27 protein-coding genes, 1 tRNA gene and 1 pseudogene are annotated in these 23,073 nt (G+C 38.2%); 10 read left to right on the forward strand and 19 right to left on the reverse strand.

Going from position 1 to position 23,073, the window contains the following annotated elements; all coding sequences use genetic code 11:
- Positions 1–91 precede the first annotated feature (91 nt).
- The 3 genes from secG to DPQ31_RS25295 all read right to left on the reverse strand — a co-directional run bounded on the left by secG (position 92) and on the right by DPQ31_RS25295 (position 1,477).
- Positions 92–325 carry a preprotein translocase subunit SecG gene (secG, locus tag DPQ31_RS25285; RefSeq protein ID WP_000557263.1) on the reverse strand — a complete coding sequence of 78 codons (234 nt, stop codon included), beginning with the start codon at positions 323–325 and terminating at the stop codon, positions 92–94.
- 94 nt (positions 326–419) lie between these two features.
- Complete coding sequence (locus DPQ31_RS25290) at positions 420–1,112, reverse strand: LrgB family protein (RefSeq protein WP_000078307.1); 693 nt, start codon at positions 1,110–1,112, stop codon at positions 420–422.
- Positions 1,112–1,477, reverse strand: a complete 366-nt coding sequence (locus DPQ31_RS25295; RefSeq protein ID WP_208731173.1) for a CidA/LrgA family holin-like protein — start codon at positions 1,475–1,477, stop codon at positions 1,112–1,114. Before DPQ31_RS25295 ends, DPQ31_RS25290 begins: the two co-directional genes overlap by 1 nt.
- Positions 1,478–1,911: 434 nt before the next feature.
- On the opposite strand from DPQ31_RS25295, the gene DPQ31_RS25300 reads away from it, so the two are divergent.
- The gene (locus DPQ31_RS25300; protein WP_208731174.1) at positions 1,912–2,862 is read left to right on the forward strand and encodes a nucleoside hydrolase; all 951 of its coding nucleotides are present in this window, start codon (positions 1,912–1,914) and stop codon (positions 2,860–2,862) included.
- 51 nt (positions 2,863–2,913) lie between these two features.
- Here the strand turns inward: DPQ31_RS25300 and eno are convergent, their stop codons facing one another.
- From eno to rpoN, 8 genes are all read right to left on the reverse strand, one after another.
- Entirely contained in the window at positions 2,914–4,209 is a 1,296-nt protein-coding gene (gene eno, locus DPQ31_RS25305) for a phosphopyruvate hydratase (RefSeq protein WP_000103946.1), read from the reverse strand.
- A gap of 30 nt (positions 4,210–4,239) precedes the next feature.
- Positions 4,240–5,769, reverse strand: coding sequence for a 2,3-bisphosphoglycerate-independent phosphoglycerate mutase (gene gpmI / locus DPQ31_RS25310; protein WP_001231145.1), 1,530 nt, complete (start codon positions 5,767–5,769; stop codon positions 4,240–4,242).
- Positions 5,766–6,521, reverse strand: a complete 756-nt coding sequence (tpiA, locus tag DPQ31_RS25315) for a triose-phosphate isomerase (RefSeq protein WP_001231042.1) — start codon at positions 6,519–6,521, stop codon at positions 5,766–5,768. Before tpiA ends, gpmI begins: the two co-directional genes overlap by 4 nt.
- Positions 6,522–6,553: 32 nt before the next feature.
- Positions 6,554–7,738, reverse strand: a complete 1,185-nt coding sequence (locus tag DPQ31_RS25320; RefSeq protein WP_001036333.1) for a phosphoglycerate kinase — start codon at positions 7,736–7,738, stop codon at positions 6,554–6,556.
- A 139-nt stretch (positions 7,739–7,877) separates the two neighbouring features.
- Positions 7,878–8,882, reverse strand: coding sequence for a type I glyceraldehyde-3-phosphate dehydrogenase (gap, locus tag DPQ31_RS25325; protein ID WP_000161234.1), 1,005 nt, complete (start codon positions 8,880–8,882; stop codon positions 7,878–7,880).
- 26 nt (positions 8,883–8,908) lie between these two features.
- Complete coding sequence (gene cggR / locus DPQ31_RS25330) at positions 8,909–9,937, reverse strand: gapA transcriptional regulator CggR (protein WP_001258184.1); 1,029 nt, start codon at positions 9,935–9,937, stop codon at positions 8,909–8,911.
- 137 nt (positions 9,938–10,074) lie between these two features.
- The gene (locus DPQ31_RS25335; protein WP_000869744.1) at positions 10,075–10,320 is read right to left on the reverse strand and encodes a glutaredoxin family protein; all 246 of its coding nucleotides are present in this window, start codon (positions 10,318–10,320) and stop codon (positions 10,075–10,077) included.
- Positions 10,321–10,329: 9 nt separating this feature from the next.
- Complete coding sequence (rpoN, locus tag DPQ31_RS25340) at positions 10,330–11,637, reverse strand: RNA polymerase factor sigma-54 (protein WP_000647945.1); 1,308 nt, start codon at positions 11,635–11,637, stop codon at positions 10,330–10,332.
- Positions 11,638–12,006: 369 nt separating this feature from the next.
- Between rpoN and DPQ31_RS25345 the strand changes: the two genes are divergently transcribed.
- On the forward strand, positions 12,007–13,464 hold the full coding sequence (locus DPQ31_RS25345) for a glycosyltransferase family 39 protein (protein WP_208731175.1): 1,458 nt from the start codon (positions 12,007–12,009) through the stop codon (positions 13,462–13,464).
- Positions 13,465–13,554: 90 nt separating this feature from the next.
- On the opposite strand, the gene DPQ31_RS25350 is transcribed toward DPQ31_RS25345, so the two are convergent.
- The 3 genes and pseudogenes from DPQ31_RS25350 to DPQ31_RS29450 all read right to left on the reverse strand — a co-directional run bounded on the left by DPQ31_RS25350 (position 13,555) and on the right by DPQ31_RS29450 (position 14,024).
- Positions 13,555–13,630: transfer RNA gene (locus tag DPQ31_RS25350), tRNA-Arg, on the reverse strand.
- 155 nt (positions 13,631–13,785) lie between these two features.
- A pseudogene (locus DPQ31_RS29445) lies at positions 13,786–13,890 on the reverse strand (hypothetical protein); the annotation flags it as partial.
- Positions 13,878–14,024: a hypothetical protein gene (locus DPQ31_RS29450; RefSeq protein ID WP_261797469.1), complete on the reverse strand. Its 147-nt coding sequence runs from the start codon at positions 14,022–14,024 to the stop codon at positions 13,878–13,880. The pseudogene DPQ31_RS29445 and the gene DPQ31_RS29450, both read right to left, overlap by 13 nt.
- Positions 14,025–14,227: 203 nt before the next feature.
- Between DPQ31_RS29450 and DPQ31_RS25360 the strand changes: the two genes are divergently transcribed.
- The 8 genes from DPQ31_RS25360 to clpP all read left to right on the forward strand — a co-directional run bounded on the left by DPQ31_RS25360 (position 14,228) and on the right by clpP (position 18,828).
- Positions 14,228–14,434, forward strand: coding sequence for a DUF1657 domain-containing protein (locus tag DPQ31_RS25360; protein WP_000216160.1), 207 nt, complete (start codon positions 14,228–14,230; stop codon positions 14,432–14,434).
- Positions 14,435–14,539: 105 nt separating this feature from the next.
- Positions 14,540–15,028, forward strand: a complete 489-nt coding sequence (locus DPQ31_RS25365) for a YhcN/YlaJ family sporulation lipoprotein (RefSeq protein WP_098099555.1) — start codon at positions 14,540–14,542, stop codon at positions 15,026–15,028.
- Positions 15,029–15,056: 28 nt separating this feature from the next.
- The gene (gene spoVAC / locus DPQ31_RS25370; protein ID WP_000095411.1) at positions 15,057–15,533 is read left to right on the forward strand and encodes a stage V sporulation protein AC; all 477 of its coding nucleotides are present in this window, start codon (positions 15,057–15,059) and stop codon (positions 15,531–15,533) included.
- A complete protein-coding gene (spoVAD, locus tag DPQ31_RS25375) occupies positions 15,534–16,550 on the forward strand; it encodes a stage V sporulation protein AD (protein WP_000938948.1) in 1,017 nt (338 codons plus the stop codon).
- On the forward strand, positions 16,547–16,897 hold the full coding sequence (gene spoVAE, locus DPQ31_RS25380; protein ID WP_000575919.1) for a stage V sporulation protein AE: 351 nt from the start codon (positions 16,547–16,549) through the stop codon (positions 16,895–16,897). The genes spoVAD and spoVAE overlap by 4 nt, the downstream gene beginning before the upstream one ends.
- 11 nt (positions 16,898–16,908) lie before the next feature.
- Positions 16,909–17,115: a DUF1657 domain-containing protein gene (locus DPQ31_RS25385; RefSeq protein ID WP_000215895.1), complete on the forward strand. Its 207-nt coding sequence runs from the start codon at positions 16,909–16,911 to the stop codon at positions 17,113–17,115.
- A gap of 20 nt (positions 17,116–17,135) precedes the next feature.
- Positions 17,136–18,005: a DUF421 domain-containing protein gene (locus DPQ31_RS25390; RefSeq protein WP_097954027.1), complete on the forward strand. Its 870-nt coding sequence runs from the start codon at positions 17,136–17,138 to the stop codon at positions 18,003–18,005.
- A 241-nt stretch (positions 18,006–18,246) separates the two neighbouring features.
- Entirely contained in the window at positions 18,247–18,828 is a 582-nt protein-coding gene (gene clpP, locus DPQ31_RS25395; RefSeq protein ID WP_001049156.1) for an ATP-dependent Clp endopeptidase proteolytic subunit ClpP, read from the forward strand.
- Between the two features lie 411 nt (positions 18,829–19,239).
- Here clpP and DPQ31_RS25400 read toward each other — a convergent pair whose 3' ends face one another.
- From DPQ31_RS25400 to DPQ31_RS25420, 5 genes are all read right to left on the reverse strand, one after another.
- Positions 19,240–19,488 carry an HPr family phosphocarrier protein gene (locus DPQ31_RS25400; RefSeq protein ID WP_000250298.1) on the reverse strand — a complete coding sequence of 83 codons (249 nt, stop codon included), beginning with the start codon at positions 19,486–19,488 and terminating at the stop codon, positions 19,240–19,242.
- Positions 19,489–19,511: 23 nt separating this feature from the next.
- Positions 19,512–20,462, reverse strand: a complete 951-nt coding sequence (gene whiA, locus DPQ31_RS25405) for a DNA-binding protein WhiA (protein ID WP_000006570.1) — start codon at positions 20,460–20,462, stop codon at positions 19,512–19,514.
- 89 nt (positions 20,463–20,551) lie between these two features.
- Entirely contained in the window at positions 20,552–21,505 is a 954-nt protein-coding gene (gene yvcK, locus DPQ31_RS25410; protein WP_000712174.1) for a gluconeogenesis factor YvcK family protein, read from the reverse strand.
- A gap of 3 nt (positions 21,506–21,508) precedes the next feature.
- Positions 21,509–22,390: an RNase adapter RapZ gene (rapZ, locus tag DPQ31_RS25415; RefSeq protein ID WP_000138467.1), complete on the reverse strand. Its 882-nt coding sequence runs from the start codon at positions 22,388–22,390 to the stop codon at positions 21,509–21,511.
- A 20-nt stretch (positions 22,391–22,410) separates the two neighbouring features.
- On the reverse strand, positions 22,411–22,869 hold the full coding sequence (locus DPQ31_RS25420) for an NUDIX hydrolase (protein WP_001190080.1): 459 nt from the start codon (positions 22,867–22,869) through the stop codon (positions 22,411–22,413).
- Between the last annotated feature and the right edge of the window lie 204 nt (positions 22,870–23,073).

Genomic DNA, 23,073 nt, shown 5'->3' on the forward strand with positions numbered 1-23,073 from the left:
ATTTCTATAATCTAATTAGAAACTTTTTTCAAATAACAAAATAAAAAAGAAGAACCATTAGTACAAACTACTAACGCTTCTTCTTTCAACTCTATAAGTTTAAGTACGTAACAGCAATTGTTAATACAAAGAACAATACAGCTAAAACAATTGTAATACGGTTTAATACCGCTTCAATTCCACGTGCTTTTTGCTTACCAAATAATTGCTCTGCACCGCCGGAAATTGCACCTGAAAGGCCTGAGCTATTACTAGACTGCATAAGTACCATAACAATCATTAAAATCGATACAATAATAAGTAAAACGGATAATAACGTATGCACTTGGCGTACCTCCTACAAAGATTCAGTTATTTTAACTGTAGCATAAATCCTATAGAAAAGCGAGAGCTATAGAGTCGCTCTCGCTTTTCTTCTATTACATAAACATCATTGCAAATAACGGTCCGAGCAAACATGTCAAAATTGCTGTTAATGTCATTGTTACCGATCCAATAACACCTTCATGTTCGTTATTTTTCATCGCTCTCATAACACCCATAATATGAGAAGCACATCCAAATCCGATACCTTTACCAACCGAGTTTGTAACGCGGCTCCATTTTAATAAAATTGGACCTGTAATCGTTCCAGTAATACCTGCGATAACTACGAATGCCGCTGTTAAGGATGGAACACCACCAACTTGTTCAGAAACGCTCATCGCAACCGGCATTGTCACTGATTTTGGTAATGAAGATAAAATTAAACTTTTATCTGTTCCCATAAGTGAGGCAATAGCAAAATCACTCGCAATCGCAACTGTTGTACCTACTAATACTCCGCCCGCAATCGGTACAACATATTTTTGCAGCACATGACGTTGTTTGTAAAGCGGGATTGCAAATGCTACAACACCTGGTCCAAGTAACTTCGCAATCCAGCCACCACCGCTTTCCATATAATGTTGATATGGTATATCAAGCACAATAAATAAGAAAGCCATTAATCCTGTCGCTACAAGCATTGGAATAGTAAATGGTGTTGGAAATAATTGATAGATTTTTTTAGATAATTGATATAATAGCACCGTAAAAAGAACCCAACCGATTCCGATTAAAATTTGACTCATCACGACTCTCTTTCCTTTCTATTCGCAAGATATTGCCCTGTATGTCCTGCGACAATGATAATTAAAAACGTACTCGCTACAACTGTAATGAAAAGAGAAATTCCTTTACTCATAAAAAAAGCACCGTAATTCATTAAGCCAAGCGTTGGCGGAATTAATAAAAACGGCATAATAGCGACGAGTGTTTCCGCTCCTAAATCCAACCATTTCACTGGAAGTACTTTTAGGCTAAGTAAAACAAGTAAAAGAAACATCCCAATCAAGCTTCCTGGAATTGGAATATTCAACATTTCTTGCACCCAAGTTCCAACCATATAAAACACATAAAGAGCAGCAATTTGGACAAGGATCTTTGTAAATTTCATGTTCATCATCCCTCATGTTTATACGATCTTCTGTTAATATCTTTATCATAGTATAAATTGTAAAAAGCTGCAATTTATCAACTTGACAGCAAAAACAGCCTATGTTATACGCTTACACCCTTGATATGACTGCATTTACAAATGAAATTTAAGTCAAAAACCTTGACCTAATATAGAAAGTTTTTATTTTCTGAATTTATCCCATTACTATTTCAAGAAAACAAACTTTTTTATTCTTCCTATCCGAAAACTTACATATATATAAAGTGAAACTTTAATTAATGGTGGGCTTCATCCCCGCGGATTATTAGCCTTCACCAATCGAGCGTTTACGGGCAGCCCAACCCCCGCATAACTTTTTTGCTTTTTTTGAATTTTAAGGTCGGGGTCTTATTGCCCGTTACTGTGGGGTAAACAAGATAGGTGGTGAACATATGCCCAAAAAAGTTCTTATTTTTTGTGATCCTGGAATCGATGATACGATAGCCCTCCTTCTTGCATTTTATATTGATGAAATTGAAATCGTTGGGATTGTGGCTGATTACGGCAATGTTCCAAAGGAAATGGCCGTACAAAATGCTCATTTTCTGAAGTACGAAACAAAGAATAGGAATATCAAAATATTCGGTGGTTCAGAACGTCCCCTTACTGGTACCCCTCCCGCTTTCTTTACAGATGTACACGGGAAACAGGGACTCGGACCAATTATTCCAAAGGAGAATGTGACTAACGGAGAAATGGAGAATTTTTTTGAAGTTATTCCTCTTATTGAACAGTATAAAGATGAATTAATTATTGTAAGTTTAGGAAGACTTACCTCTCTAGCGATTTTATTTATCTTATGTAAAGAGTTAATGAAGCAAATTAACTCTTACTACGTAATGGGCGGCACCTTTTTACATCCCGGTAATGTTACCCCTATTTCAGAAGCAAACTTTTATGGTGATCCTACTGCCGCTAATATAGTCCTTCAATCTACAGCTAACATGTACATATATCCATTAAACGTCACTCAATATTCCATCATTACACCAGAAATGGCTGAATACATTGAAGCCATAGGAAAAGCGCCACTTGTTAAACCGTTATTCGATCATTATTACTACGGATATTATAAAGATACCTTACCGCATTTAAAGGGCAGCCCCTTTCATGACACAATGCCAATACTCGCCTTATTTGATAACTCTATGTTCACTTATCATAAGTCACCTATCGTTGTCATGACGGAATCCTATGCACAGGGAGCAAGTATTGGAGAATTTCGCTCTTTAATGGAGCCAAAGCCATTTATTAATTGGCCGAGTCATCAAATTGCAATTGATTTTGATTATAACCGCTTCTTTAAACATTTCATGTCGCTTATGACAGGTGAGCAATTTTAGCATAAAAAAAACAGACCGTGATTTCCCACGGTCTGTCGTTATTTTCTACAATTATCGTTTGATGTTATAGAAAGATTTTACACCATCGTAAACAGCGATTTCGCCTAGTTCGTCTTCGATGCGTAATAATTGGTTGTACTTAGCAATACGGTCAGTACGGCTCATAGAACCAGTTTTGATTTGGCCAGCGTTAGTTGCAACTGCGATGTCAGCGATTGTAGCATCTTCAGTTTCACCAGAACGGTGAGATACAACTGCTGTGTAACCAGCACGTTTAGCCATTTCGATAGCTTCGAAAGTCTCAGTTAAAGTACCGATTTGGTTAACTTTAATTAAGATTGAGTTAGAGATACCTTTTTCGATACCTTCAGCAAGTTTTTGAGTGTTAGTTACGAATAAGTCGTCACCAACTAATTGTACTTTATCACCGATACGCTCAGTTAATAATTTGTGACCATCCCAGTCGTTTTCGTCTAAACCATCTTCGATAGAGATGATTGGGAAGTCTTTGCAAAGCTCTTCGTAGAAATCAACCATTTCTGCAGAAGTTAAGCCAGTACGGCCTTCGCCTGCAAGGTCATATTTACCAGTTTCTTTGTTGTAGAACTCAGAAGAAGCAACGTCCATTCCTAAGAATACGTTCTCGCCAGCTTTGTAACCAGCTTTTTCGATAGCTTCGATGATTACTTCTAGAGCTTCACGGTTAGAACCAAGGTTTGGAGCGAATCCACCTTCGTCACCTACTGCAGTATTAAGACCTTTGTCATGTAATACAGCTTTAAGTGCATGGAATACTTCAGCACCCATACGGATTGATTCTTTGAATGTTGGAGCGCCAACTGGTAAGATCATGAACTCTTGGAAGTCTACGTTGTTATCAGCGTGAGAACCACCGTTGATGATGTTCATCATTGGAGTTGGTAATTGTTTTGCATTGAATCCACCAAGGTAACGGTATAATGGAAGACCTACGAAGTCAGCTGCTGCGTGAGCTACTGCCATAGATACACCAAGGATAGCGTTAGCGCCTAGTTTACCTTTGTTTGGAGTGCCATCTAATTCGATCATAGCACGGTCGATACCAGCTTGGTCAGTTACATCGAAACCAGCGATTTCTGGAGCGATAATTTCGTTAACGTTGTTTACTGCGTTAATAACACCTTTACCAAGGTAACGAGATTTGTCACCGTCACGTAATTCTACTGCTTCGTGCTCACCAGTAGATGCACCACTTGGTACGATAGCACGTCCGAAAGCGCCGCTTTCTGTGTAAACTTCTACTTCTACAGTTGGGTTACCACGAGAGTCAAGGACTTCGCGAGCATAAACATCAATAATTGTTGACATAATAAATTCTCTCCTTTTTATATAAGCAAATTATTTAATAATTGTTTTACCTGTCATTTCTTTCGGTTGTTCCACATTTAAAAGTGTAAGCATTGTTGGGGCGATATCTCCTAAAATACCACCTTCACGAAGCTCTACATCATTTTTTGTAACGATGAAAGGAACCGGGTTAGTTGTATGAGCTGTCATAGGCCCGCCATCAGCAGTTAACTCCTGATCAGCATTACCATGGTCAGCAGTAATAAGTGCTACACCATCTTTTGCAAGAATCGCTTCTACAACTTTTCCTAAACATTCGTCAGTTGCTTCTACTGCTTTAATTGTTGGTTCCATCATCCCAGAATGGCCAACCATATCACAGTTCGCAAAGTTAAGAATGATAACATCATGTTTATCATTTTCGATTTCATTTACTAAAGCGTCCGTTACTTCGTAAATGCTCATTTCAGGTTTCAAATCATACGTTGCAACCTTCGGTGAGTTAATTAAGATACGCTCTTCTCCTGGGAATTCAGCCTCACGACCACCGCTAAAGAAGAATGTAACGTGCGGATACTTTTCAGTTTCCGCGATGCGAAGTTGCTTTAATCCCGCTTGCGCAACAACTTCACCTAAAGTGTTATCAAGGTTCATTGGCTTAAATGCCACGTAACCATCTACAGTTTCACTGAAGTGTGTCATACAAACGAATTCAGGAATGTGAGGTACTTTTTCACCACGATCGAACTCACGGAAGTCTTCGTTTGTAAATACACGAGCAATTTGAATTGCACGGTCTGGACGGAAGTTATAGAAAATAACTGCATCATCATCATTGATTGTTGCAACTGGCGTGTTATCTTCGTTAACAATTACAGACGGCAATACGAATTCATCATAGATACCGTTCGCATAAGAGTCTTCTACACACTCTTCTGCTGATTTATAAGTAGGGCCTTCACCATTCACCATAGCACTGTAACATTTTTCTACGCGATCCCAACGCTTGTCACGGTCCATGGAGTAATAACGACCAGAGATAGTCGCGAATTGTCCTACACCTGTTTCTTTAATTACTTCATTTGTTGCATCGATATAACCTTTTGCTGTTTGTGGTCCAACATCGCGGCCATCTAAGAACGCATGGATATAAACTTTCTCCACGCCTTCTTTTGCTGCTAAGCGAAGAAGAGCAAACATATGGTTCATGTGACTGTGCACACCACCGTCAGAAAGTAAACCGAATAAATGAAGAGCAGTACCTTTTTCTTTCACGCTTTTAATTGCATTTTGGAATGTTTCGTTCTGATCGAACTCACCTTCACGAATTGCAACGTTTACGCGTGTTAAGCTTTGGTATACGATGCGGCCAGCACCGATATTTAAGTGACCAACCTCAGAGTTACCCATTTGACCTTCTGGAAGACCTACTTCCTCACCACAAGCTGTAAGCGTTGTATGAGGGAATTTGTTCCAGTAACCATCAAAATTAGGTTTCTTAGCTTGTGCTACAGCATTCCCATGAGTTTCTTCACGAAGTCCGAAACCGTCAAGAATGATTAAAGCTGTTGGCTTTCTCATTTTACCGCCCCCAGAAGACCTAAGAACGAAGCAGGCTCTAAGCTAGCACCGCCAACTAAAGCGCCGTCGATGTCAGATTGTGCCATATACTCTTTAATGTTTTCTGGTTTTACGCTACCGCCGTATTGAATACGAACAGCTTCTGCAGCTTCTGGAGAAACAGCTTCTGCAACAACTTTACGGATGTGCGCACATACTTCGTTTGCATCTGCAGAAGAAGATGATTTACCTGTACCGATAGCCCAGATTGGCTCATAAGCGATAACAGTTGCTTTAACTTGCTCTTCTGTTAAACCTGCAAGTGCTTTTGTCACTTGACCTGCTACTAGATCAAATGTTTTTCCGCTTTCGCGCTCTTCTAAAGTCTCACCACAACATACGATTGGTGTTAAACCATGTTCAAATGCTGCAAGAGTCTTTTTGTTTACTGATTCGTCTGTTTCAGCAAACATTTCACGACGCTCAGAGTGGCCAAGTACTACGTAGCCTACTTTTAAGTCGCTAAGTGCTACTGGGCTAATTTCGCCAGTGAATGCACCATTTTTTTCGAAGTGCATGTTTTGTGCACCTACTTGTAAGTCCGTTCCTTCAGTTGCCGCTACTAAGCGCTCTAAGAATAGAGCTGGAGAGCAAACTACTGCATCAACAGCTGAAGCTGCTGGGATTTGACCTTTAACTTCCTCTACGAAGCTAACTGCTTCAGATAGAGTTTTATTCATTTTCCAGTTACCTGCGATAATTGGTTTACGCATGCTTTGCACCGTCCTTTTTCTTTGGCTGCTACTTATTTGTCGTTAAGACAAACTACACCTGGAAGCTCTTTACCTTCCATGAATTCTAATGACGCACCGCCGCCAGTAGAAATGTGGCTCATTTTATCAGCCATACCGAATTTTTCAACAGCTGCTGCAGAGTCACCACCGCCGATAACAGAGTATGTATCTTCTGCATCTGCTAATGCTTGTCCTACTGCTTTTGTACCTTCTGCGAATGGAGTCATTTCGAATACACCCATTGGTCCATTCCATACAACAAGCTTAGAGTTTTTAATTACATCTGCATAAATTTCACGTGTTTTAGGACCGATGTCCACGCCTTCCCATGTAGAAGGAATAGAGTCGATACCAACGATTTGAGTTGTTGCAGTTTCAGAGAATTCCTCTGTGATTACAACATCAACTGGCATGTAGAAATTTACGCCTTTTTCTTTTGCAAGTTGCATAAATTCTTTAGCTAGTTCAATCTTGTCGTCTTCACATAGAGATAGACCAATTTCATGACCTAAAGCTTTAACGAATGTGTAAGCAAGTCCGCCACCGATGATTAAGTTATCTACTTTGTCTAATAGATGACGAATTACACCGATTTTATCTTTTACTTTCGCACCACCAATGATAGCTGTGAATGGACGTTCTGGGTTAGAAAGTGCTTTACCAAGTACATCTAACTCTTTTTCCATTAATAAACCAGATACTGCTGGTAGGTAGTCTGCGATTCCTGCTGTAGAAGCGTGAGCACGGTGAGCTGCACCGAATGCATCGTTTACGAAGATGTCAGCAAGAGCTGCAAATTCTTTCGCAAGTTCTGCATCGTTCTTTTCTTCGCCCGCATAGAAACGTACGTTTTCAAGAACTAATACGTCGCCTTCGTTCATTGCTGCAACCATTTCTTGTGCAACTGGTCCGAATGCTTCGTCTGCTTTTTTAACATCTTTACCAAGAAGCTCGCCTAAACGTGCTGCTACTGGAGTAAGACGTAATTCTTCTACTGCTTGACCTTTTGGACGGCCTAAGTGGCTTGCTAAAATAACTTTCGCACCTTGCTCTACTAAATATTGAATTGTAGGAAGAGCTGCACGGATACGAGTTTCATCTGTAATTTTGCCTTCTTTCATAGGTACGTTGAAATCAACGCGGCAAAATACACGCTTACCTTTTAAATCTACGTCACGAATTGATTTTTTGTTCATTGGATTTCCCTCCGACTACTAGTTAGGATTGACAAAACCCATTCAAAAGCTTAACACATTTGCTTCTAAAACGAAAGAAGAGAGAGAGGGAACAAACCCTCTCCCTCGTTTTGTCATTGATTGCTTATATACTTAAGAATTAAAGACCTTTAGAAGTCATGTATGCAGCTAGGTCTACTACGCGGTTAGAGTAACCAGTTTCGTTATCGTACCAAGAAAGTACTTTAACCATGTTACCTTCCATTACCATTGTAGATAATGCATCGATTGTAGAAGAAGCTGTACATCCGTTATAGTCGATAGATACTAATGGCTCTTCGCTGTATCCAAGGATACCTTTTAATTCGCCTTCAGCTGCTGCTTTGAATGCTGCGTTTACATCTTCAACTGTTACTTCTTTATCAAGTTCAACAACTAAGTCAACAAGAGAAACGTTAGCAGTTGGAACACGTACAGCGCCACCGTTTAATTTACCTTTAAGTTCTGGTAATACTAATGCTACAGCTTTAGCAGCACCAGTAGATGTTGGGATCATGTTTTCAGCTGCTGCACGAGCACGACGTAAATCTTTGTGTGGTAAGTCTAAGATTTGTTGGTCGTTAGTGTAAGAGTGAATTGTTGTCATCATTCCGCGTTTTACGCCGAATTTTTCGTTTAATACTTTAGCGAATGGAGCTAGACAGTTTGTAGTACAAGAAGCGTTAGATACTACATTGTGGTTAGCTGCATCGTATTGTTCGTGGTTAACACCCATAACTACAGTGATATCTTCGTCAGAAGCTGGAGCTGAGATGATAACTTTCTTAACTGATCCACCTAAGTGTTTCTCAGCGTCTGATTTTTTAGTGAAACGGCCAGTAGATTCTACTACTACTTCTACTCCGTAGTCGCTCCATGGTAATTGAGCTGGGTCACGCTCAGCGATAACTTTAATTTCTTTACCGTTAACAACGATGCTGTTTTCGTTAGCAGATACTTCTGCATTTAAAGTTCCGTGAACTGTGTCATATTTTAAAAGGTGAGCTAATGTTTTAGCATCTGTTAAGTCGTTGATTGCTACTACTTCTACCTCAGAGTTGTTAAGAGCTGCGCGGAATACGTTACGTCCGATACGTCCAAATCCATTAATACCAATTTTAGTCATTTGAATTTCCTCCTTGGGGGATTATATTAAAGGGTAATACCCTTTGTTAATTGTTTTGCTGCACCTTCATCTGTAATTAGAATTGAAGTGTGCCCTTGCTTTATTACAGCCTGTATTGCCTTTGCCTTTGAAGAACCTCCAGCGACCGCAACAACGTGAGATACATTTTGTAAATCTTCAAGTTGCATACCAACTGTTCTTACTTTATGAACAACATTTCCTTGTTCATTAAAATAGTAACCGAAAGCTTCGCCAACTGCTTCGTTTGCTTGAATCTTTAACCAATCTGCTTCCGAAGTACTTCTGCGACGTGCCATTGTTAACGCATCACCGATTCCATGAATGACGATATTGGAAGATCGAATCAACTCAAGAACTTCTTTCACGGAGGGCTCTGTCACAATAGACGCATATGCTTCGCTACTAACATGGTCTGGAACATACAATAAGCGATAATTACTCATCGTATTTTGCGCCATCTTGGCACAAATGGTATTGGCTTCTAATTCAACACCTTCTCCAATTCCACCACGTGCTGGGACAAATAGCATATGTAAATCTTTGCAATCAAGTTGCATCATGTCCGCAGCAGCAGCTAGCGTAGTTCCTCCAGCCACAGCAACGATATTATTCGCTGTCAGACGGTCTTTTATACAAGTCACACAAGCACGGCCCATCTCCAGTTTGACCCACGGCGATTCATCACTATCACCAGGGACAACGAAAACTTCATCCAAGTCTAATGTTTCCTTAAGTTGCTTTTCTAAAACCTTTAACCCGGAAATTTCTTTCATAAAGTCTTCCAAAGCAAGAACTAAAGCTGTTCCTTCTTCTGTCAAAGTCATTCCAGAAGAAGCGACGTGAACTAAGTTTTGTTCTTTCAAAACTTGAACTTCACTTCGCAATACTCGTTCTGTCATACCGAGACTTGCTGATAAGTTTCTTCTTCCAATCGGCTGCATGAGCCTAATGTATTGAAGAATTTGCATTCTCGTTTGCATAACAGGTAGCAGATCAGGTAATAATTTTTTTGTGTTCTGAATCCATGAGCGCATATCTTTTCTCCTCACTACATTGGTTCATTTTCCCCTCGTGGTCACTTTACGTCCCGTAGTGACATTTTATGTCCCACATAGGTTAAAAAAAATAATCCCTGCTACGTGTATTATTGTAACAGGAGATAGAAACTTATTCAACTCTTAACTGCATTCTTTATATAGTTTATTATGACACCTTTGTGAATGTTACCATATTCTACTTGTTTTCCGCCTATTTCTACAACCGGAATCATTAAATGATATTTTTCTAAAAGGTCATTATCTTCATATATATCTATTTCCTCGATTTGAAAAGAATATTCACATTGTACTTCTTGTAAAACTTGTTTCGCCTGCACGCAAAGACCACAATCTACTTTTGTATATAGTACAACTTTCATCTTCTTCACCTATCCGATCGTTTTTCGTAATGATGAAGCTGGGATATGCATTTGTTCTCTATACTTCGCCACTGTTCTTCGAGAAATAACAATTTCATGCTCTTCTTCTAATAATTTTGAAATCTTTTGATCTGAGAGTGGCTTTTTCTTGTTCTCTGCTTCCACAAGCGTTTGAATAAACTGTTTCACTCGCTTCGTTGAAACTGCCTCATCCTCTGTCGTCGAAACTGCATTACTAAAGAACGATTTCATCTCAAATAAACCGTGTGGTGTTTGCACATACTTATTTCTTGTTGCACGACTAATCGTAGACTCATGCACACTTAGCTCTTCCGCCACCTCTTTTAAAGCGAGTGGCTTCAAATACGCTGGACCTTCCCAAAAGAAATCACGTTGTTTTTCCATAATAATCGTCATCACTTGCAGAAGTGTTTGTTTTCTCTGTTTCAAACTGCGCATAATCCATTGCACATGCTGATACTTTTCTGAAACGTAAGATGCTACTTCACTTTCACTATTATTAAGAAGGGCACTGTACTCAGAGTGAATTTCAATTCTCGGCATATTTCTCTCATTCATCTGTAAAACGAGGCGATCGCCTTCTTTTTTCACTGCCATGTCAGGCACAATATACAGTGGTTTATCCGAAGAATACGCAAGGCCTGGTTTCGGCTGCAATGATGTAATACAGTTCACCGCGGATTGTAATTCTTCATTACTACACTTCAGCACATGAACGAGCTTTCGCCAATCCTTCTTCACGAAATAAGCAAAGTGCTCCTCTACAATATCTTCCGCTAATCCATCCCTTCTTTGTAAGCGCTTCAATTGTAAAATTAGACATTCCTGAATATTACGTGCTCCTACCCCTGCCGGCTCAAGTGATTGGACAATCTCTACAGAGCGATCGACTACATGAAGCGGTGCAGAAAGGAGATCTGCTAACTCTTCATTCGTTTCTTGTAAATACCCATTTCCATCCATGTTCATAATAATGAAAGAAGCTACTTTTCGCTCTTCTTCTTCTATTTTATAATACTGTATTTGATTTAATAAATGTTGCTGAATCGTCATGGAATCCACACTGTAGATTTCCATCTGATTCTCGACTTGTTTGCTGGTACTTTTACTTTTGTTAGAGCTCTTCTTCTTCTCCCTCTCAAAACCACCTAACTCAATAAGGGGATTCTCTAACGATTGCTCATACAAAAACTCCGATAATTCTTGTACATTATACTGAAGCATTGTAATCGCTTGCCTTAACTCTTGTGTCATTGCCAAACGTAAGCTTTGTTCTTGTAAAAGACTTGCCTTCAAACTAATCTCCCCCTTGTTTCTATTGTACAATAAGTTTGGTAAAAGGAGAATCCTATCGCAGACACCCATTCCAAAATATTATTAATTTATATGTATTAATGAGATTTACAACTTACAACCGAAATTTGAATAATATTGAAAGAAAATAATAGTGCACAAAAATTAGAACCACATACTAATAGTAAATCTTATCACTAGATATAACAATAGGGAAATAAAAAAGAAGATAGAATAAAACTCTATCTTCTCGTGTATAAAACAATAAAATTTCATAGAAAACAACAAATCTTTAACTATAAATATTGAAAGAACTAAATTTATAACGTAAAATTTTCCATTATATACAACAATTAGAACGGGAGATGAATCATGCAAAAAACACTTCGAAGTATACCTTCATTAGGAGTTAACCTGGCATCATGTATCATTCTGCTAATCATGTGTTGGAGTATCTTTCAACAACAAGATTTGGCATTTAGTCCTTTTATCATCTTTGGGATATGTACTTTCATCATTTTCATATATGCCCTCGTTTTCTTAACAAGAAATATAAGCACAAAAAAATACGTCTATACGATAAGCATCGTTTATCTACTGATATCTATCATAATTATTAAATTAGTCCCTTCGTCTCCAATTTCTGATTTTCAGTACATGTTGGATGGAGCTAAAGAATTAACCGCTGGCAACATGAAAGCCATTAAGGATAATCAGTACTTCTTTTGGAATACTACTCAGTTGGGCTTTACAATTTACGAGGCACTTGTTCTTACATTAACCTCACATAGTTACTTTGCCTTACAGTTCTTGAATATTGTGTATACATTGCTAACAGGTTTAGCTATTTTTTACATAGCTAAACACCGATTAAACAATGAAACCTTCGGGCGATTTGGTTTCATTTTATACGTAACATCTATTAACTTATTTTTACTAGTCCCTGTGCTCACAAATCAGCATCTTTCTATGATGTTGTTTTCTTGGGGAACGTATCACCTATTAGCACGTGATGGAAATAAAAATTACATAAATATGGTTTTTGGTGGTCTGCTATTCGCTTTAGGAAATATTATTTATCCTATTGGGATCCTATTTTTAATAGCTGCCGGGCTTTTCCTTTTATTCTTTCACAGCAATATTTTAAAAAGGAATTTCATTTCTTCTATAACATTTATTTCTACATACTTAGTTATCTTATATACTTTAGCCTATATTCCTGTAATGCTTAATATTTCACATAACCCAATAACCAATGCGGATTCTGGCTGGAAATTTGTTATAGGCTTGAATAAAGAATCTAACGGCCAATATTCCTTAGAGGACTTCGCTAAATTAAGACAAAGTATTGTCGATTTTGATATAGAGGAACATAATCGAATTCAAAAACAATTAATTAAAGAAAGAACCGAAAATTTAACCGACCTTATCCCTCTTATGAACAAAAAAAATATTATTATGTGGGGTAGTCCAACAGATTCTTATGCATATATCCCTATAAATGATATCGCCAGAAATACTATCAACGATGTTTCATTTATAAAACTAGACTTTATACACTATGTATCGATTATGTTGCTGAGCATGGGTTCTGTCTTTATTTTTCTTTTCAGTTCTCCATTTAAAAATTTAAACATGAAGTATTTTCAAATTCTGATTATCGGTGCTTTTCTCATTTACTTAGTGACTGAAGTTCAAATTCGTTATCGCTATTTCTTCTTCCCGATCTTCATTATACTTGCAGCCTTTACTTTGCAATATATAATGAATTTATCATTATTTAAAATGAATAAAGCGCAAGCTGGTTCAACGGCATCCACTGATTCATAACCCTTACTAATCTGGTATTTACAGGACAAACAATACAATTATGAATAAGAAAATCCCTAACTTACAACGATGTAAGTTAGGGATTTTTAACGCGCCCAGAGGGATTCGAACCCCCGGCAGACGTGGTACCGGAAACCACCGCTCTATCCGACTGAGCTATGGGCGCATGATTATAAAATATACTTCATTTTCTCTTCATAATAATAGCAATAAAAACCATTTAAATCAATAAAAACTCTTTGATAACACATTGTACGTACGCTTTTTCCTGCATAAAAACGCCCCCTAATTTCTACATTTAGGAGGCAATTCTTAACCATCTTATTTATCTAGTTTCTTTTTAATCCCTTTTGGAATTTCATTTGGCTGTACTTCTTGGTATGTTTCAATATATTCACCTTTTATTTTAACCTTTACATATGCCCCTTCTCTAAGTCCACGCGGCGCATAAAACTTAACATCTCTTTCTTCACCCGAAGCGGATTATATCTATCAATCACCTCATTATGAGAAAAGCTTGCCACACCAATAACTAATATAAAAATTCCAATTAAACCCATTCCCCTCTCCTTAACATATCCTTTTAACTTGCTTTACATTCTTTATTCTAGGAGAAAAAGTTTTTCCACTATCGCTTACCCTTACATATTCATTACAAAATTGTAATCTACACGTGTAATACACCTAAATTTTCCAATCATAAATTCACCTCAACTCACAAATTATAATCTTTGAATTGATATTCCAAAGGGGGCTTCATTCAATGACTGTAATTACAAAACTAAAGCAAACTGTTTCTGGATTAAAAAGTGCACAAGCTAGCTTAGAGGGATTCGCTCTTGATACGGATAACCAACAAGCAAAGCAACTTTTCCAAACAGCTGCAGAGCAAACGCAAACTATTATTGATTCTTTAAACCCACGCGTTGAAGAAGTCCAACAAGAAGAACCACAATATTCACAGCAATAACCGAAAGTACCATTTCATCTAATGGTACACAATGTGAGAAAAAGGGTGATATGCAATCATCCTTTTTCTCGCATTACATAATGCAATAGAAATGGAATGATTATAATGCGAAAACTTGGAATCATAACCGCGTTATTTATGCTGCTATTCGGTTCACTTACCGGATGTGATAATAGCCCGTTAGATAAAAAGGTAAAGAAAGAAGAAGCGAAGCGAACAGATGAGAAAAAAGGTCCTAAATTAACAAAAATGAGTACAGAATCCTTTAATCAATCTATATCGCAAGACGCTAAGAAAAAAGCTCTTGGTATCGAAGGAATTATAGAAGCTACCGCAGTTAATACAAATTTAGATCTTTACATAGCCATCAAACCTGAACATCACGAAAGATTTGGTTTAAAACCTTTACGAAGTAAATTAAAAAAGAAACTAAGTGATGAAAATCCTACTTTCGATATTCGTGTAAGTACAGACAAAAAGATCTTTATGCTCATAGAAGAACTTGAAAACAAAATTAAGAAAAAGAAAGTAAGTAACGACGGCATCAAAAAACAATTGAAACTCATTCAATCAGAAATGGGATCTAATATTTAAGCTTTCTAATAGAGAAGGAAGGATTCAAATGTCTAGTAAAGATAAAAACTTAACACCTGTACAACAAGAATATAAAAAATTCGAACAACAGCGCGAACCAAAACGCCCCGTTTTAAAAAATTGTATAAAAGCTTTTTTCGTCGGCGGATTCATTTGTCTAATAGGCCAACTGATTTCTACCTTTTATATTACGTATTTTGATTTCACTGAACGCTCTGCCGGGAACCCTACCGTTGCAACTCTTATTTTTATCTCCATGCTACTTACGGGATTTGGCGTCTACGATCGCCTTGGACAATTTGCTGGTGCTGGTACCGCAGTTCCCGTTACTGGATTTGGTAACTCTGTTATTGCCGCATGTATTGAACACCGTACAGAAGGATTCGTTCTTGGCGTTGGTGGTAACATGTTTAAACTAGCAGGATCAGTCATCTTATTTGGCGTATTTTCCGCTTTCGTCATCGCACTTATTAAAACGATTCTCGTTCAATGGGGAGGGTTATAAATGTTACAAGGACACCGAACATGGGTATTCGAAAACAAACCAGTTATTATTTCAACAGGTGTAATCGGTGGCCCCTTTGAGGCAAAGGGGAAAATCCCTGAAGACTTCGATACCCTTCATGAAGATTTATGGCTCGGACAAGATTCCTACGAAAAAGCACATAAAATTTTGTTTGAAGAAGCTTGTAGCCGTGCTACAGAAAAAGCGAGACTTAGGAAAGATGATATTCAATTCGTTCTGGCTGGAGATTTAATTAACCAAATTACGCCTACTAGCTTTGCATGCCGCACACTTGGCACACCTTATCTCGGATTATTTGGTGCTTGCTCTACTTCTATGGAAGGTTTAGCGCTCGGTGCAAGTATCGTAAATGCAAAAGGCGCAAAATATTTATTAACTGGAGCTTCAAGCCATAACGCTGCTGTGGAAAAACAATTTCGTTATCCAACTGAATATGGTGGTCAAAAACCTCCTACGGCCCAGTGGACAGTAACTGGTGCGGGCGCAGCTATTTTAAGCGATACAGGACATGGCCCAAGAGTAACTTCCGCCACAATTGGGCGCATTGTTGATATGGGATTAACTGATCCATTTAATATGGGAGGTGCAATGGCCCCTGCTGCTGTCGATACAATTGAAGCTCATTTAAGAGAAAGAAATCTTGATGCATCTCACTATGATTTAATCGTAACAGGCGACCTCGGACATGTTGGACGCGAAATTGCTTATGACTTACTACATAAACATGGGACAAAAGTAACGAGTGAACAATTTCAAGACTGCGGACTACTCATTTATAGAGAAGGTCAACCTGTAATAGCCGGCGGAAGTGGTCCAGGCTGTTCAGCGACAGTCGTATACGGTCACTTATTAAACCGAATGAAAAGAGGAGAATTCAAAAAAATACTTGTCGTTGCGACAGGCGCTTTACTATCTCCACTTACATTCCAACAAGAAGAAACGATTCCGTGTATCGCCCACGCCGTTTCGATTGAATTTGGAGGTGCAACGCAATGATTTTCTTCTGGGCTTTTGTAATCGGTGGACTTATATGTGTAATTGGACAACTTATGTTTGATGTTGGCAAACTAACACCAGCTCATACAATGGCAACACTCGTTGTTGCTGGAGCTATATTAGACGGATTCAATTTGTATGAACCACTAATTGATTTCGCCGGGGCTGGGGCAACTGTACCTATTACAAGCTTTGGAAACGCCCTCGTTCACGGCGCGATGGAAGAAGCTGCAAAACATGGAATCGTCGGCGTAATTACTGGTATGTTTAAAGTAACGAGCGCAGGTGTATCCGCAGCGATTATTTTCGGCTTCATTGGAGCATTACTATTTAAACCGAAAGGATAAGAGGTGTTTGCATGACTGTTATCGCTAGCGTAAAAACTTGTCTTGCTAGTTTAAGGGGCGCTCAAGCAAGTTTAAGCTCCCTTTCATTAAATTCACAGGATGAAGAATCAAAACGCGTATTTCATGAATGTATGTTAGAAATGGACAGCGTCATCGCTGATGTAAAAGATAGAGTTTCAGTATTAGAACGTGAAGAACCTCAATATAAAGGGTTTTAAGTAGACTGGAGGAAATGACTATGTCTCACCTGCCCGAATGGACACTCGTTATTCTTCGCTCTGTATTCATATTAATCATTTTATTCGCTATTACGAAATGGTTAGGGAAAAGACAGATCTCTCAGCTCTCCTTTTTTGAATACATAGCCGGAATGACAATCGGTGACATCGCTGCCCAAGTATCTACAGGGCTCGATTCAAAATTTTTCCACGGCGTCTTTGCGATACTCATTTTCGCTGTGGTACCTTTTTTCACAGGAATCCTCTCCTTAAAGAACAAAACAGCTCGGGACTTCTTTGAAGGGAAATCTACCGTATTAATAAAAGATGGAAAAGTACTCGAAGATAACTTAAAGAAAGAAAAATATACAAGTGACGAATTACTTGAACTACTCCGAGGAAAAAATGCATTCAGCGTAGCGGATGTTGAATTTGCTGTACTAGAACCGAGCGGTGAATTAAATGTATTATTAAAGAAAGATCGCCAACCACTTACAGCAAAAGACGTAGGTTTAAAAGTACCAAACGAGAAGGAACCACAAACTGTTATTATGGATGGAAATGTACTAGATGAACCTCTGTCATCAAGCGGGCATAACCGCGCTTGGCTACATTCAGAATTAGAAAAGCTCGGCGTTGTCATTGAAAATGTTTTTCTCGGTCAAGTTGACTCATACGGGCAACTTACTATCGACATTTATAATGACAAACTCCAAATGCCTTCTCCTCAAAACAAACCTTTATTATTGGCATCTTTAAAAAAATGTCATGCTGACCTTGAGCTATTTTCTTTAGAAACAAAATCGAAATCAGCAAGCGAAATGTATAGTAAAAACGCGAAACAAATCGAAAAGATTTTAAATAGAGTAACCTATCTTTTAAAAGAATAAATATCGAAAGAACGCTTCAATCAAAAGGCGTTCTTTTCTTTTTTTCTACAGTTTTCATGACGTTTAAATTTATGTAATTCGGTTATGATGTTGAAGATACATAAGCAGGGAATTTCAAAAACATAGCGAATATTTCATGGTACAACTACATATTTTTTTGATTTAAAGTGGTTTCGTTTGACCTTTATTGACCATAATTGTATTATAAGACTAAGAAAGCTTTAGAAGGAGGAAATAACAGATGAATTTAATTCCTACAGTAATTGAACAAACAAATCGTGGAGAACGCGCTTACGATATTTACTCTCGACTATTAAAAGACCGCATCATTATGCTTGGTAGTGCAATTGATGACAACGTAGCTAACTCAATTGTTTCCCAGCTTTTATTCTTGGAATCTCAAGATCCAGAAAAAGATATTCACATCTACATCAATAGCCCTGGTGGTTCTATCACAGCAGGTATGGCAATTTACGATACAATGCAGTTTATTAAACCACAAGTATCAACAATCTGTATCGGTATGGCTGCATCTATGGGTGCATTCTTACTTGCAGCAGGTGAAAAAGGAAAACGTTTCGCTCTTCCTAACAGTGAAGTAATGATTCACCAACCACTTGGCGGAGCACAAGGTCAAGCGACTGAAATCGAAATCGCTGCAAAACGTATCCTATTCTTACGTGAAAAATTAAACCAAATTCTTGCTGACCGCACAGGTCAACCACTTGAAGTACTACAACGCGACACAGACCGCGACAACTTCATGACAGCAGAAAGAGCTTTAGAATACGGCTTAATTGATAAGATCTTTACAAATCGTTAATAGATTTGAAGCGGAAGCGGCTCGTTCAGAACAGGAGGAAGTTGGAACCCCTTCATTCGAGGCGCTTTTTGCCTCGAATGAAGGGGCGAAGCGACCGGAGATTCTAGCCGCTGGAGCTGGATACACTTAAAAGCAGAAGCGCCCTATTACAGGGCGCTTTTTTATTATCATGCCCTCCGTCTGTATACCCATCCTGGTATTCCCTTAAATATATCAACGATTTTTCAATTATATCGAACAAAACTCAAATTATATCAACGATTTTTTTAATATATCAACGGTTCGACACAACATATCGATTTACCGACAATCTACGACAAGGACAAACCAGCTACATACCCCCTATCCCGCAAACTCCCCTTAAGTAAACAGCAAAAACAAAAAAGCTATCGCACATGCGCGATAGCCATTTTATTGTACATATGCAGCTAATGCTTCTAAAGCCTCTTCTGCATCTGAACCTTCTGTTGTAATTGTTATCATGCTACCAGTTCCGATTGCTAAGCTCATAATCCCCATTATGCTCTTTGCATTTACTGTCTTTCCATCTTTCTCGATAAAGATATCTGCATGAAAGCGATTTGCCTCTTGTACAAACAACGCAGCCGGACGTGCTTGCAAGCCGTTTTTTAATGAAACTTTAACCTGTTTTTGAACCACAGCTCCATTTCCCCTTTAACCTCTTATTTTTTTGCTATCGTTTCCCCCGCGCGTAATTTCTCTGCAATATCATCGATTTTACGCAAACGATGATTAATACCCGATTTACTAATTTTCCCCCCGGATACCATCTCACCTAACTCTTTCAATGTTACATCTTGATAATCTCTTCGTAGTTGCGCAATTTCTCTTAGTTTATCTGGTAAAATATCTAGACCAACTGACTCATCAATATAGCGGATATTTTCAATCTGCCTTAGCGCTGCACCAATTGTTTTATTTAAATTAGCTGTTTCGCAGTTCACTAGTCGATTCACTGAATTACGCATATCACGAACAATTCGAATATCTTCAAATCTTAAAAGTGCGTTATGAGCACCTATAATATTTAAAAATTCCGTAATTTTTTCTGCTTCTTTCAAATACGTAATGTACCCTTTTCTTCTTTCCAACGTCTTACTATTTAAATCAAATCCGTTCATCAGTTCACATATAGCATCATTATGTTCCTTATATAACGAAAAGATCTCTAAATGATAAGATGATGTTTCTGGGTTATTTACTGAACCACCTGCTAAAAATGCACCTCGTAAATACGATCGTTTACAACATTTCTTCTCAATTAATTCTTGTGATATATTTCGAATAAATGAAAAGTCGTCCCGGACAATATGGAGATCTGCTAATATTTCACGAGACTTCTCAACAAGCCGCACAATATATACATTATTTTTCTTCAATCGCATTTTTTTACGAACAAGTAATTCTACCGTTACGTCATATCCTTTTTTCAAAAGCGTATAAATCCTTCTTGCAATTGCCGCATTTTCCGTTTGAATATCGATAGATAGACGACGATTTGAAAAAGAAAGCGACCCGTTCATTCGAAGTAATGCTGATAATTCTACTTTCTCACAGCATTCCTTCACCTCAAGATTCGTCAACTCTTTCTTTGTTTCCGATGCAAATGACACAGTCAACACCTCCTTATACGATTATTATGGAACAAAAATCTTGTCCTATATGAATGAGGAGCGTTACCTCAAAACGAGGTAACGCACATTTATAACAGTGAATATAAAATAGAAGCTAACTTTAACGTATCATGCCTTACAACACGCTCATCATACTTCGCTAATCTATCTTGAATGACATCAATATTATTTTCAGTAAAACGCTCTTCATCCACTACAACTGGTGTCGACATTTCTTCCTCGTATAACTTGCGTAATTCACAAGGAATATCACGATTATTTACAATTGCAGTATCGATAAATGGTTGCCCTAAATGATCATGTAACGCCTGCACATGATCAAACGCAGTATACCCCATCGTTTCACCCGCTTGTGTCATAACATTACATACATATACCTTCTTTGCTTTTGCAGCAAGAACAGCGTCCCCAATTTTATTAACAACTAAATTCGGCAATATACTCGTATACAAACTTCCTGGACCGAAAACAAGTAAATCAGCTCGTTTAATCTCAGCTAACGTTTCATGTAACGGCTCTACATCTTCTGGAGTTAAAAAGACACGGTTAATCTTCTTTCCGAAATACGGAATCTTTGATTCACCTGTTACAATTTCTCCATCCTCTAGTTCCGCATGCAGTACTGCACTTTGATTCGCTGCTGGTAATACACGTCCTCTGACATTTAATACTTTACTCGTTTCTGTAATTGCATGGAAAAAGTCTCCTGTAATCGAGGTCATACCTGCCAATAACAGATTTCCTAACGCATGACCTTTCAGTCCGTCTCCCGTTGTGAAACGATGCTGAAATAAAGCTTCCACCAGGGGCTCTACATCCGACAGTGCAACAAGTACGTTACGAATGTCACCTGGGGGTGGAATTTCTAGCTCATCACGTAATCTACCTGAACTGCCACCATCATCAGCGATTGTAACAACTGCTGTAATATCAACAGGATATTGCTTTAATCCTCTTAATAAAACAGAGAGTCCAGTTCCTCCTCCCATGATGACAATTTTAGGTTTTCTCTCTTTTTTCATCCCCTAATGGCCCTTTCTCTTCTCCACATCACGATGAGATACATGAACGCTATACTCTGGTTTCAAATGTTTCCCAAGGTACTCTGTAAGCGTAACAGAACGATGCTGTCCACCTGTACATCCAATTGCAATTACAAGTTGACTTTTGCCTTCTCTTTTATAATGAGGCAGCATGAAAGTAATGAGATCTATCAGTTTCTCTAAAAACTTATGTGTCTCATTAAATTTCAGTACATACGACGAAACTTCTTCATCTAGTCCTGTTAATGGCTTCATATGTGGAATGTAATATGGATTTGGTAAAAAACGAACATCAAATACTAAATCTGCATCAATTGGAATACCGTACTTAAATCCAAAGGACATAACATTTACACGAAATGCTTGCTCAGTTTCAGTAGAAAACAAATGAACAATTTTTTCACGTAATTCTTTCGGTTTTAAATCCGATGTATCAAGCACAATATTCGCTCGTGCCTTCATATCTGTTAATAAACTACGCTCCGCTTCGATTCCTTTTAACGGCAAACCAGTCGGCGCGAGCGGATGCGAACGTCTCGTTTCTTTATAACGAGTTACAAGCGTACTATCTTTCGCATCTAAAAATAAAATATGAGGAATAATCCATGTACGTTCTGATAAATCATCAAGCGCTCCCCATAAATGTTCGAAAAACTCTCGGCCACGTAAATCAACGCCAAGCGCTACTTTATTCATTTTCCCTTTTGAATCCGACATAAGCTCAATAAACTTCGGCAATAACATCGGCGGTAAATTATCTACACAAAAATATCCTAAATCTTCAAAACTTTGTAAAGCTACTGTTTTTCCGGCTCCAGACATTCCTGTAATAATCACCATTTTTATATCATTATTCTCTGTCATCGTATCCTCTCCTTGGCAATTTAACTCGGATCTAATCGATATGAAAGCAGCTCAAAATCTGGGGTATATACAAATGTACCGTAGATTATACCATTCCCTTTAATTAAATAATCAATAATGTGATAATCTCCTGGCGCCATTGCTAAATCATCAATCTTATCAAATGTATGCCAACCAATGATGCCTTCTTCGCTCTCTAGTTTGTTTTCTCCTGCAAAATCTGTCGCTAAAAAGGAGAACATCATCCATTCAGAAACAACTTTATCACCTTCTTGGATGACAAAGGTGAAGACCCCTTTTAACGCTGGGTTCTTTAAATAAATACCTGTTTCTTCACGATACTCGCGAACAACGGAATCTCTTACTGTCTCACCACGCTCCATCTTCCCGCCTGGTGCAACCCACCAATTTCGGCGAGGTTTTTGGAGTAAGAGTACTTCATTATCTCTAATTAACACACAGTTTGTCACTCTTTGCATGTTTCTTCACCTCAGCTACTTGCAGCAAAATTTATCACTGCATACTCATTTCATTATACTATCAAAAACAGTTTGCTACAACGAAGGAGCCAGTCCTCTTTCGCTAAACACATAGTCCTCAACAATTGTAAAAAAGCTTTCTATAACAAGCAATCTAAATGCTTGCAATTACAATGAATCACACATAAAAATCCCCTTAACGAT

The organism is Bacillus sp. COPE52 (genome assembly GCF_003355115.1).
GTDB classification, from domain to species: Bacteria; Bacillota; Bacilli; order Bacillales; family Bacillaceae_G; genus Bacillus_A; species Bacillus_A toyonensis.

What these genes read in the sequence shown, in the direction of transcription:
- DPQ31_RS25290 (WP_000078307.1), bottom strand. Translation starts at nt 1,112, where the DNA reads ATGAGTCAAATTTTAATCGGAATCGGTTGGGTTCTTTTTACGGTGCTA.
- DPQ31_RS25295 (WP_208731173.1), bottom strand. Translation starts at nt 1,477, where the DNA reads ATGAAATTTACAAAGATCCTTGTCCAAATTGCTGCTCTTTATGTGTTT.
- DPQ31_RS25300 (WP_208731174.1), top strand. Translation starts at nt 1,912, where the DNA reads ATGCCCAAAAAAGTTCTTATTTTTTGTGATCCTGGAATCGATGATACG.
- eno (WP_000103946.1), bottom strand. Translation starts at nt 4,209, where the DNA reads ATGTCAACAATTATTGATGTTTATGCTCGCGAAGTCCTTGACTCTCGT.
- gpmI (WP_001231145.1), bottom strand. Translation starts at nt 5,769, where the DNA reads ATGAGAAAGCCAACAGCTTTAATCATTCTTGACGGTTTCGGACTTCGT.
- tpiA (WP_001231042.1), bottom strand. Translation starts at nt 6,521, where the DNA reads ATGCGTAAACCAATTATCGCAGGTAACTGGAAAATGAATAAAACTCTA.
- DPQ31_RS25320 (WP_001036333.1), bottom strand. Translation starts at nt 7,738, where the DNA reads ATGAACAAAAAATCAATTCGTGACGTAGATTTAAAAGGTAAGCGTGTA.
- gap (WP_000161234.1), bottom strand. Translation starts at nt 8,882, where the DNA reads ATGACTAAAATTGGTATTAATGGATTTGGACGTATCGGACGTAACGTA.
- cggR (WP_001258184.1), bottom strand. Translation starts at nt 9,937, where the DNA reads ATGCGCTCATGGATTCAGAACACAAAAAAATTATTACCTGATCTGCTA.
- DPQ31_RS25335 (WP_000869744.1), bottom strand. Translation starts at nt 10,320, where the DNA reads ATGAAAGTTGTACTATATACAAAAGTAGATTGTGGTCTTTGCGTGCAG.
- DPQ31_RS25345 (WP_208731175.1), top strand. Translation starts at nt 12,007, where the DNA reads ATGCAAAAAACACTTCGAAGTATACCTTCATTAGGAGTTAACCTGGCA.
- DPQ31_RS29450 (WP_261797469.1), bottom strand. Translation starts at nt 14,024, where the DNA reads ATGGGTTTAATTGGAATTTTTATATTAGTTATTGGTGTGGCAAGCTTT.
- DPQ31_RS25360 (WP_000216160.1), top strand. Translation starts at nt 14,228, where the DNA reads ATGACTGTAATTACAAAACTAAAGCAAACTGTTTCTGGATTAAAAAGT.
- DPQ31_RS25365 (WP_098099555.1), top strand. Translation starts at nt 14,540, where the DNA reads ATGCGAAAACTTGGAATCATAACCGCGTTATTTATGCTGCTATTCGGT.
- spoVAC (WP_000095411.1), top strand. Translation starts at nt 15,057, where the DNA reads ATGTCTAGTAAAGATAAAAACTTAACACCTGTACAACAAGAATATAAA.
- spoVAD (WP_000938948.1), top strand. Translation starts at nt 15,534, where the DNA reads ATGTTACAAGGACACCGAACATGGGTATTCGAAAACAAACCAGTTATT.
- spoVAE (WP_000575919.1), top strand. Translation starts at nt 16,547, where the DNA reads ATGATTTTCTTCTGGGCTTTTGTAATCGGTGGACTTATATGTGTAATT.
- DPQ31_RS25385 (WP_000215895.1), top strand. Translation starts at nt 16,909, where the DNA reads ATGACTGTTATCGCTAGCGTAAAAACTTGTCTTGCTAGTTTAAGGGGC.
- DPQ31_RS25390 (WP_097954027.1), top strand. Translation starts at nt 17,136, where the DNA reads ATGTCTCACCTGCCCGAATGGACACTCGTTATTCTTCGCTCTGTATTC.
- clpP (WP_001049156.1), top strand. Translation starts at nt 18,247, where the DNA reads ATGAATTTAATTCCTACAGTAATTGAACAAACAAATCGTGGAGAACGC.
- yvcK (WP_000712174.1), bottom strand. Translation starts at nt 21,505, where the DNA reads ATGAAAAAAGAGAGAAAACCTAAAATTGTCATCATGGGAGGAGGAACT.
- rapZ (WP_000138467.1), bottom strand. Translation starts at nt 22,390, where the DNA reads ATGACAGAGAATAATGATATAAAAATGGTGATTATTACAGGAATGTCT.
- DPQ31_RS25420 (WP_001190080.1), bottom strand. Translation starts at nt 22,869, where the DNA reads ATGCAAAGAGTGACAAACTGTGTGTTAATTAGAGATAATGAAGTACTC.